General features: G+C 71.9%; 4 protein-coding genes and 1 tRNA gene. 2 read left to right on the top strand and 3 right to left on the bottom strand.

Translation table 11 applies throughout. The features are described 5' to 3' along the window. Nucleotides 1-473 precede the first annotated feature (473 nt). Nucleotides 474-546: transfer RNA gene (locus AB0I45_RS01570), tRNA-Arg, on the top strand. A 295-nt stretch (nt 547-841) separates the two neighbouring features. Here AB0I45_RS01570 and AB0I45_RS01565 read toward each other — a convergent pair. After that, complete coding sequence (locus AB0I45_RS01565; RefSeq protein ID WP_295688914.1) at nt 842-3,787, bottom strand: ExeM/NucH family extracellular endonuclease; 2,946 nt, start codon at nt 3,785-3,787, stop codon at nt 842-844. Between the two features lie 220 nt (nt 3,788-4,007). Between AB0I45_RS01565 and AB0I45_RS01560 the strand changes: the two genes are divergently transcribed. Then, nucleotides 4,008-5,498, top strand: coding sequence for a hypothetical protein (locus tag AB0I45_RS01560; RefSeq protein WP_295688917.1), 1,491 nt, complete (start codon nt 4,008-4,010; stop codon nt 5,496-5,498). Nucleotides 5,499-5,513: 15 nt separating this feature from the next. On the opposite strand, the gene AB0I45_RS01555 is transcribed toward AB0I45_RS01560, so the two are convergent. Beyond that, nucleotides 5,514-5,813 (bottom strand): cupin domain-containing protein, encoded by a 300-nt coding sequence (locus AB0I45_RS01555; RefSeq protein ID WP_295688919.1) that lies wholly within the window; start codon nt 5,811-5,813, stop codon nt 5,514-5,516. Nucleotides 5,814-5,986: 173 nt separating this feature from the next. Beyond that, the gene (locus AB0I45_RS01550; RefSeq protein ID WP_360316295.1) at nt 5,987-9,544 is read right to left on the bottom strand and encodes a bifunctional proline dehydrogenase/L-glutamate gamma-semialdehyde dehydrogenase; all 3,558 of its coding nucleotides are present in this window, start codon (nt 9,542-9,544) and stop codon (nt 5,987-5,989) included. Between the last annotated feature and the right edge of the window lie 103 nt (nt 9,545-9,647).

Raw genomic sequence — 9,647 nt, 5'->3', positions numbered from 1 at the left:
TACGCGGCAGCTCCAGGTGCACTCCAGTGCGGATTCGGCCCTGGAACCGCACTGGAGTGACCGGGGAGCCGGCGTGACCGCACTGGAGTGGCGGGGGAACGGGGCGACCGCACTGGAATGGCAGGGGAAAGCGGCGACCGTGCTGGACTGGCAGGGGAACCGGGGGCTTGAGGTGACCGGGGAGCGGGGTTGCCGGAACCTTTACGCGGCAGCTCCAGGTGCACTCCAGTGCGGATTCGGCCCTGGAACCGCACTGGAGTGACCGGGGAGCCGGCGTGACCGCACTGGAGTGGCGGGGGAACGAGTCGAGCAGAGTGCTGATGCCCTGATGCTCTGATGGCCTCGGGCGGCCCGTGGTGCTCCGGGGTGGCCCGCGCCGAGCCGCTCGCAGTGAGAGGTGCCCAGCGATTTTCGGTTCCGCGGGAAGATGTGTATAGTTGTTTCGGTCGTCACGGCACTGCGCCGAGCGACGGGCGCCACTAGCTCAACGGATAGAGCATCTGACTACGGATCAGAAGGTTGGGGGTTCGAATCCCTCGTGGCGCACAGCACGGAACAGGCCCTCACCAGTCGGTGAGGGCCTGTTCTGCTTTCCGCTTCCCGGCCGCGCCGGCCGGTGGACGCTGCCGGCCTGCGCTGCAGGATCGATGCTCATGCTTCAGCGCAGCACACCTGCGTGCACGACCTCCGGCATGCACGCGGTGGCCCCCGGCCTGCGCGCAGCGGCCCGGCGGGATCCGGTGCACCGGATCCCGCCGGGCCGAACTCATGGACGACCGCCCTCGACCTGCAGCCCGTACGTCGAGGCGCGAGCCGCAGCCTCAGGCCGGCCGCCCGGGGATCAGCCCCTGCGGCGGCGGGAGATCAGCAGGGTGAGGCCGCCGATCGCGAGGAGCGCAGCGCCGATCGCGAGCCCGCCGAGCTCGGAGCCGGTGCGCGGCAGGCTGCCGCCGTCGCGGTCGGAGCCGCGCTCGCCGGAGCCGGCGGTGTCGTCGTCCCGGTCGTCGCCGCCCTGGCCGCTATCGTTTTGACCGCGGTCGCCGCGGTCGCCGCGGCCGTCATCGCCGCCGTCGGTTCCGTCATCACCCCGGCCGTCGTCGGTCGGCCGGTCGCCGGGCTCATCGCTCGGAGCCGGGTCGCCGCCGGGAGTGTCCGAGGGGGTCGGCTCCGCAGACGGGTCATCGCCGCCGGGCCCCTCGGTCGGGTCGTCGCTCGGACCGTCGGTCGGGTCGTCGCTCGGACCGTCGGTCGGGTCCTCGCTCGGCTCCTCACCGGGTGCTTCGTCGTCCTCCACCAGGTCCACGCCCACGATCAGCGGGTCGTGGTCGGATGAGCGGAACGGACCGGTCTCGTACAGGTCGGTGACGTTCGCGTTGTAGCGGCTGTACTCGAGCCCGATCGACTCGACGGAGTTGATGTTCCAGATGTCCGCACCGGTCGCGGCCGCGAACAGCGGCTCGGTGGCCAGCACGTGGTCGAGGCTGCCGGTGAGGCCGCCGAACAAGTACGTCGACTCCTCGGTCATCTCCTTGCCGATGTTCCGGTACCCGGCCTCGTAGAACACCTGCATGGGGTCCTCTTCGGTGTAGGCGTTGAAGTCCCCGAGCAGGAACGTGCGCTCGGTGCCGTGCGCGGCCTCCTGCTCGTCGGCGAAGGTCACGAGCGCTCGCGCCTGTGCGACCCGGTCCGCGTTCGAGGCGCCCTGCCCGTCACCGGAATCCGCGTTGCCGGGCCCCGAGCCGGAGCCCTTCGACTTGAAGTGGTTGGCGATCGTCACGAAGGTCGCGTCGTCGTCCGCCGCGGCCTGCTGCGCGCGGGCACCGGCAGCATCGTCCGTGTCCGGGCCGTCGGTGACCGGTGCGAAGGCCTGCGCGAGCGGGGCGCGCGCATTGTCGAACGCCGTGTCGTCGAGGAGCACGGAATCGCCCACGGGCGCGACCTCGGCGGGCTGGTAGATGAACGCGGTGCGGATCGCGTCCTCGCCGTTCTCCGGCAGCTGCGCCGGCGATTCGGCGTATGCCCACTTCTCCGTGCCCGCGGCATCGTTGAGCCGGGTCACGAGGTCCTGGAGCGCGGCGTCGCGGTCCTTGCCGAAGCGCGCGGAGTTCTCGATCTCCTCGAGCGAGACCACCGAAGCATCGAGCGTGTTGATCGCCGACACGATCTTGGGCCACTGCCGGTCGAAGCTCGCCCGGTCGTAGGCGCCGCGCACATCGCAGTTGTTCGCCGTCGTCGGGTTGCCCTCGCGATCGGCGTAGTACCGGCAGCCCGACTCGTCCTCGCCGAGCGAGACGAAGTAGTTGAGGACGTTGAAGCTCGCGACGGTGACGTCCCCGCCGACCTCCCGGGGGGCGTCCTCGCGGGTGTTCTCCACCGTCACCGGCAGGGTGCTCTCCGCATTCTCACCGGTGAGGTGGGTGAGCGGCTGCATCCGCCAGGCATCGAAGCCGTAGCCGAGCACCACCGGCGAGGTGAACGCCGCCGGTGCGCCGACACGGACCGGGACGTCGCCGCCCAGGTAGGGGACCGGGGTCTCCGTCGCGCCGCGGGTGTAGTCGACCGTCGCGCCGTCGTCGAGCACATAGCCGCGCTCGGCGTTCGCGGCGGCGAGCTCCTGGGCCTCGGGCGTGCCGGGACGGTGGACGTCGGTGGGCTGGCGGAGGGTGTCGGTGCCGTTGACCAGACCGACCTCGCCGTAGCGGTTCGTGCCGTAGTTGTCGGTCACCGTGACGGGACCGGACGGCTGCAGGAGCATGCCCTCGAGAGACTCGCGCGCCTCGTCCCCGTCGGGGAACTCCCCGGCGTAGGGCTTGGGTGCCGCGGCCGCCTCGGCGACCGACCGGAAGCCGCCGGCGGCGACGGTGAGCTGGGTCTGCTCGTAGTACTCGGAGACCCGGCCGGTGAGCTCGACGAAGTCGCCGGTCTGCACCTGACCGGCAGTGTCTCGGGAGTAGACGAAGATCCCGTGCGAGGCGCCGTCGAGTGCATGCTCGTCCCCGCCGGTGCCCTCGGTCTGGATGTAGTACCCGTTCAGGCCGCCGGTCGGGTAGACGGCGGTGACGACGCCGCGGGTGGTCACCGTCTGCCCGTCGAGCGGGCTCGCCGCACCGGTGCCCTGGATGTCGGCGATCGCGGTGATGTCGGCGGGGTCGGTGGGATCCGGGGTCGGATCCGTGGGGTCCGGTGTCGGCGTGGCGTCGGGGAGCGCGCCCGGGGTGGGGTCGCCGGCGGTCCAGGTGGTGCCGTCCCAGAAGATCGACCTGCCGCGCGGGGCGGTCGCCCCGGTGGGAGTGGCGGTCTCGCCGCGCAGGCCCTCCGGCACCGCGGCACCGGTCCCGGCGGTGACACCGCGGCCGCCGACCACGCCGCCGACCTGATCGAAGTCGACGAGCGTGCCGGCCGGGTCGATGAGGAAGACCGAGGAGCCGTAGCTGCCGTCCGCCGCGGCGCCGGAGTTCACCGAGTTGGTGATCGGCAGTCGCACGACTGCGGTGCCGGAGTCGTCCACCGCGGTGCCTGCGGGCAGGGTGGTCCAGTGACCGGCGGTCTGCGGGGAGCCGCCGCGGCTCACCGAGCCGACGACGAAGCCGCCCAGGTCGGTGCCCGGCGCACCCTTGATCTCGATGAAGTCGGTGTCGTCGCCGCCGGCGTAGGCGATCTCCGAGATCTCTGTCGGAGCGGCGGCGAGGACCGGGGTGAGGCCGGGGAGTGCGGCGAGGGAGAGGGCGGCGGTCGCGGCGAGGACGCTCACCGGTCCCGTCTTGCTCGAGAGTCTGAGAATGCGCATGGAGAACCTTTGTTCGGAAGCGGGAATGCCAGCACTGTACTCAGGCGACACTCAGGAACGGGTGGCCGGCGTCGCAACGGAAGTTGAACATCACACCAATCCGGCCCTGGTGCCGTCGCTGCTCCCGGCGTCGTGCGGACCCGGGCCCTACCCGACGGTCGTAGACTGGCGCCAAGGAATCTTGTTTCGAAGAAGGGTGCGGTGCGCAGTGGTGGTGCAGATGAGTGGTCGGTCCGGTCGGATCAGCAGGTCCGTCGCGGCGGGCGCGGCGGCAGTCCTCGTCGTCACCCTGGGCGCGTGCTCGACCGACTCGGAGAAGTCCGTGCAGTTCGTCGACACCCCGCCCGCCACCGCAGTGCTGCCGGGCGACGACGCCGCGCAGACCGCCGTCGAGCTCAGCTCCCTCCTCTTCGAATCCGCCGACGTCGCCGTCGTCGCGCCCGCAGATGCCGCCGAAGCCGCCGCCCCGGTGGCATCGGAGGCCCGGCTGCCGCTCCTGCTGGGTACCGAGCAGGCCGTCGCCGACGAGCTCGAGCGCCTCGGCGCCGATACCCTCGTCACCCCGGCAGGCACCGACCTCTCCGCGCTGGGTGATGGGTTCGAGGTCGTCGAGGTGCAGGCCGAGGACACCGGCGCCGTTCCCGAGGTGGCCGTCGACGAGCAGCCGGCCGGCGCCTCGCTCTTCGTCGACCCGGAGGCGGAGTCCCCGGCCGAGGTCGCCGCGCGCGCGAACGTCGAGGCCGCCGGCGGAGCCGTGGCCGAGGTGCCCGGCGGCGACCCGCGCCTCGACGGCGACACCGTGGCCGCGACGAAGGATGCCGCGGGCGATGACCCGGCCGGCGGTCTGCTCGCCCTCGGCGAGACCTTCGGCGAGGCGGACGACTTCACCGCGAAGGCCGCCACCGCGGCGACCGCCCCCGAGCTCCCCGGCGGCGGCCAGCTCGCCTTCCCGGGCCGGCGCATGATCGCCGCCTACGGCTCCCCCGGGGTGGCCTCGCTCGGGATCCTCGGCGAGCAGGACCTCGAGGCGACGATCGAGCGGGTCAAGGGGCTGGCCGAGGACTACGAGCCGCACTCCGACGTCCAGGTGGTGCCGGCGTTCGAGATCATCACGACCGTCGCCTCGGCGGTCCCCGGGCCCGACGGCAACTACTCCACCGAGCTCGACCCGGAGCTCATCCGCGAATGGGTCGACGCGGCCGGCGAGGCGGGCGTCTACGTCGTCCTCGACCTGCAGCCCGGCACCACCGATTTCCTCACCCAGGCCAAGGAGTACGAGGAGCTGCTCAAGGAGCCCCACGTCGGCCTCGCACTCGATCCCGAATGGCGGCTCGAGCCCGGGCAGCGCCACATGGAGCAGATCGGCTCGGTGAGCGCGGAGGAGGTCAACGAGACCGCCGCCTGGCTTGCCGAGCTCACCGCGGAGAACTCACTGCCGCAGAAGGTGTTCATCCTCCACCAGTTCTCGCTCGGGATGATCTCCGACCGGCAGGACATCGACACCTCGCACCCCGAGCTCGCGATCGTCCTCCACGCCGACGGCAACGGCACCCCGGACCTCAAGATGGGCACGTGGAACGCGCTCCAGGAGGGGCTGCCGGAGGGCATCTTCATGGCGTGGAAGAACTTCTACGACGAGGACACCCCGACCTTCACCCCCGAGCAGACCTACGAGGTCGAACCGCGCCCCTGGTTCGTGTCGTACCAGTGATGCGCGAGCGGTCGATCAGCCGCGGCGCTGCTTGAACTCGACCTCGACGAAGGCGCACTCGGCATCCGTCTCGTTGATGACGTTGTGCTCGCTGCCCACCGACCGGGTGTACGAGGCGCCGGGGACGATCTCATTGGCGAAGGTCTCCTCCGGCGTGACCACCGTCAGCGTGCCGGCGACGGTCGGCACGACCACATAGTCCATCTCGTGGACGTGCATGCCGGTCTCCGTGCCCGGGGGGAACCGCCACTCGGTGACGCGGGTGAACTCGTTGTCGATCTGGACCGTGGCGATCGCCGGTGTGTACTCACTCATGCGTCCACGCTACTGCGAACGCCCACCCCCGCGGAAGACCGCCGGCGCACCCCGGGGCACGAGCCCGAGTGCACGGCATCCGTGGACACGACTGCGGGGCTTTCGATGAAGGGTGGTGGCGCTGATGCCACCACACTCCACCGGAAGCCCCACACTCCCGAACGGACGCGCGATCAGCCGGCGCGGCGGTCGGGGCAGATTGACTCCGCGAGCGCGTTGAAGCTGCGGCTCGGGTTGCCGAACCGGTGGAGCGTCATCGACACGGCCTGCTCCTGCACGAAGTAGCGGAGCTCGACGCGGCCGGAGCCGGTCACGGCATCGTCGACGACCGCGACCTCCGGGCGCTGCGCGATCGCGCCGGTGAGTTCGGGCTCGACCGCGCCGATCATCCGCACCCGTGCGCCCACCCCGTCGTCGTAAGCGCCGGATTCCACGCGCGCGGCGAAGTCGGCCGCCGACTCGATCGCGACGCCACCCTCGCCGGTGGAAACCGCACCGGTGGACCCGGCCGTGCCCGAGGCGCCCGCCGGCCCGTCAGACCCTGCCGGCTGCCCGGCACCCCGGGCGGCGGCCTTGACCGCGGCGCGCACCTCAGCGGCGGCGTCGGGGGACACCGACCAGGTGATGGGGGCCTGGGCGAGCTGCGCGGCGTGCGCGGTGCGGGTGACCTCGACGGCCAGTGCGGCGGCGGTGACGCGCACGGTGACGGCGCGCGGCAGGTAGCGGAAGATGTTCGCCTCGGCGGTGAGGCCGGTGGGGTCGGAGGCGCGGCCGAACTCCTGCTCCCACGCCCGCCGATCGCTCGCGCGGGCGGCGTCGAGCCAGGCCTCGTCGCGTACCGAGCCGTCCGACCAGTCGCCGAACAGCATGAGGTAGTTCGGGCCGCCGGCCTTGGACCCCAGGCCCACCGAGGACTTCTTCCAGCCGCCGAACGGCTGACGCTGGACGATCGCGCCGGTGATGCCGCGGTTGACGTAGACGTTGCCGGCCTGCACGGTGTCGAGCCAGGTCGCGACCTCGGCGGCGTCGAGCGAGTGGATGCCGGCGGTGAGGCCGAAGTCGACCTGGTTCTGCAGCTCCATCGCCTCGGCCAGCGTGTCCGCATGCATGAGGCCGAGCACCGGTCCGAAGCACTCGGTGAGGTGGAAGAACGAGCCCGGCTTCACACCGTCCTTGATGCCCGGCGACCACAGGCGGCCGGAGTCGTCGAGCCGGCGCGGCTCGAGCACCCAGCTCTCCCCGGGCTCCAGGGTGGTGAGCGCGCGGAGCAGCTTGTCCGAGGGCTCCTCGGTGAGCGGGCCCATGGTCGCCCGGAGGTTCGCGGGCACGTCGACGATGAGCGAGGACGCCGCATCGACGAGCTGGCGGCGGTAGCGCTCGGAGTCGTAGGTCGAGCCGACCATGATCGCGAGCGAAGCCGCCGAGCACTTCTGCCCGGCGTGGCCGAACGCGGAGTGGACGAGGTCGGCCATCGCGAGGTCGCGGTCCGCCGCCGGGGTGACGATGAGCGCGTTCTTGCCCGAGGTCTCCGCATTGATGTCGAGCTCCGGGTTGAAGCCCCGGAACAGGGCCGCGGTCTCCGAGGCGCCGGTGAGGATGACCCGGTCGACGCCGGGGTGCGCGACGAGCGCCTTGCCGACCTCGCCCTCGGTCGGGGCGACGAGCTGGAGCACCTCGCGCGGGACGCCGGCCTCCCACAGACACTCGACGAGCAGCGCCGAGCAGTGCGGGGTGGGGCTCGAGGGCTTGTGGATGACCGCGGCGCCGACGGCGAGCGCGGCGACCGTCGACCCGGTGGGGATCGCGACGGGGAAGTTCCACGGCGGGGTGATGAGGACGAGCGCGTCCGGAGTGAACTCGGCGCCCTCCACCGCCTCGAGCTCGAGGGCGCGATCCGCGTAGTAGCGGATGAAGTCGATCGCCTCGGAGATCTCCGGATCGGACTGGTCGAGCGTCTTCCCGGCCTCGGCGGCCATCGTCGCGAGGAACTCCCCACGACGGGCGGCGAACACGTCCGCAGCGCGGAGCAGGATCTCCCCGCGGGCGCGGGCACCGAGCTCGCGCCAGGCGAGTGCGGCCTCGCGGCCGGAGGCGACGCGGGCGTCGACCTCCTCGACGGAGTCCAGGGATTCCGGGGCGGGGCGGGTGTCGAGCCAGCCCGGTGCGGACGACTGCTCGAGGAGCGCGCGTGCCCAGCGCTGGTTCGCCGGCAGCGAGGGGTCGGTGTCGGGCTCGTTGGCGAACCCGCCGAGCTCCGCGCCCGAGGTGTACGCCGCACCCTGCTCCGCCTCGGCACCGCGGTCCTGGCGGCGGGTGGGCAGGGGAGCGGTCTCGCCCTCGGCCGCGAGGACGGCGGCGAGGTCGTCGACCGAGGCGCGGAAGCGGTCCTCCTCGCGCCGGAACACGGCGTTGCCGTTGCGGAGCTCGAAGATCCCGGACATGAAGTTCTCGTTCGCCGAGTTCTCCTCGAGCCGGCGGACGAGGTAGGAGATCGCGACGTCGAACTCCTGCGGGTGCACCGCCGGGACGTAGAGGAGGAGATCGCCGACGTCGGCGCTCACCGCGGCGGCCTGCTCCGCGGCCATGCCCTGGAGCATCTCGAACTCGACCCGGTCGGTGACGCCGCGGGCGAGCGAGAGCTCGTGGGCGAAGGCGATGTCGAAGAGATTGTGGCCGGCGACGCCGATCCGCACCCCGGCCATCCGCTCGGGCGTGAACAGCCAGTGGAGGACGCGCTTGTAGTTCGCGTCGGTGGCCTGCTTGGACGGGCAGGTGGTGAGCTCCCAGCCGGCGACCTCGGCGTGCACGCGCTCCATCGCGAGGTTGGCGCCCTTGACCAGGCGCACCTTGATCCCGGCCCCGCCGGCGGCCACCCGGGCGCTCGCGTACTCGCTCAGCCGCTGCATCGCGCCGAGCGCGTCGGGCAGGTAGGCCTGGAGCACGATCCCGGCCTCGAGGTGCGCGAGCTCCGGGTCGTCGAGGATGCGCATGAACACGGCGAGCGTGAGCTCGAGGTCCTTGTACTCCTCCATGTCGAGATTGATGAATCTGCTGCCGGCCGGAGAGGCGGCGGCCTCGCGGTAGAGCGGCAGGAGCCGCTCGACGACGTAGTCGACGGTCTCGTCGAACGCCCACATCGACACCTGCGAGGCGACCGAGGAGACCTTGACGGACACGTAGTCGACATCGGACCGCTGGAGCAGGCGGCGGGTCTCGGCGAGGTGCTTGTCCGCCTCCTCCTCGCCGAGCACGGCCTCCCCGAGCAGGTTGATGTTGAGCCGGTGCCCGTCGGCGGTGAGCTCCGCGACGGCCTTCCCGAACTGCTTGTCGCGGGAGTCGACGACCATGTGGCCGACCATCGAGCGCAGCCGCGCACGGGCGGCGGGTACGACGACCTGCGGCAGCACCGGGGCGAGCGCGGCACCGGCCTTGACCTGTGCGCGGTCGAGCGCGGACATGGTGTCCGGGGTCAGGCGTGCGACGTCGACGAGCGCGTCCGCGGCGGCGTGGACGTCATCGGTGCCGACGACCCGGTCGACGAAGCCGACGGTGAAGTCGAGGCCGTTGGGATCGGAGAGGACTGCGGCGAGCCGGTCCGCGGCGGCGTCCTTGGCCGTGGGGGTGCCGGCGGAGATCCGCAGCCAGCGGCGCACCCGCGCCACTGCGGAGTCGGTGAGGGGTGCCAGTCCGGCGTCGGTGAGTGCTGGCATGGTCCCTGGGGTGCTGAGCATGATGTCCTCCGTCTCGAATCGTGCTGCTGGTCCGGCCCGGCGGCTGTGCTGGGCTCCGCCCGGACCGGCAGGCGGGCCGTGCGCCGACCGCCCGGCCCGGGTG

The organism is Brevibacterium sp. NPDC049920 (genome assembly GCF_040656435.1).
GTDB lineage: Bacteria > Actinomycetota > Actinomycetes > Actinomycetales > Brevibacteriaceae > Brevibacterium > Brevibacterium pityocampae.
The sequence above is the reverse complement of the archived record's forward strand: the minus strand, read 5'-3'. Positions and strand labels throughout refer to the sequence as shown.

What these genes read in the sequence shown, in the direction of transcription:
- AB0I45_RS01555 (WP_295688919.1), bottom strand. Translation starts at nt 5,813, where the DNA reads ATGAGTGAGTACACACCGGCGATCGCCACGGTCCAGATCGACAACGAG.
- AB0I45_RS01565 (WP_295688914.1), bottom strand. Translation starts at nt 3,787, where the DNA reads ATGCGCATTCTCAGACTCTCGAGCAAGACGGGACCGGTGAGCGTCCTC.
- AB0I45_RS01550 (WP_360316295.1), bottom strand. Translation starts at nt 9,544, where the DNA reads ATGCTCAGCACCCCAGGGACCATGCCAGCACTCACCGACGCCGGACTG.
- AB0I45_RS01560 (WP_295688917.1), top strand. Translation starts at nt 4,008, where the DNA reads ATGAGTGGTCGGTCCGGTCGGATCAGCAGGTCCGTCGCGGCGGGCGCG.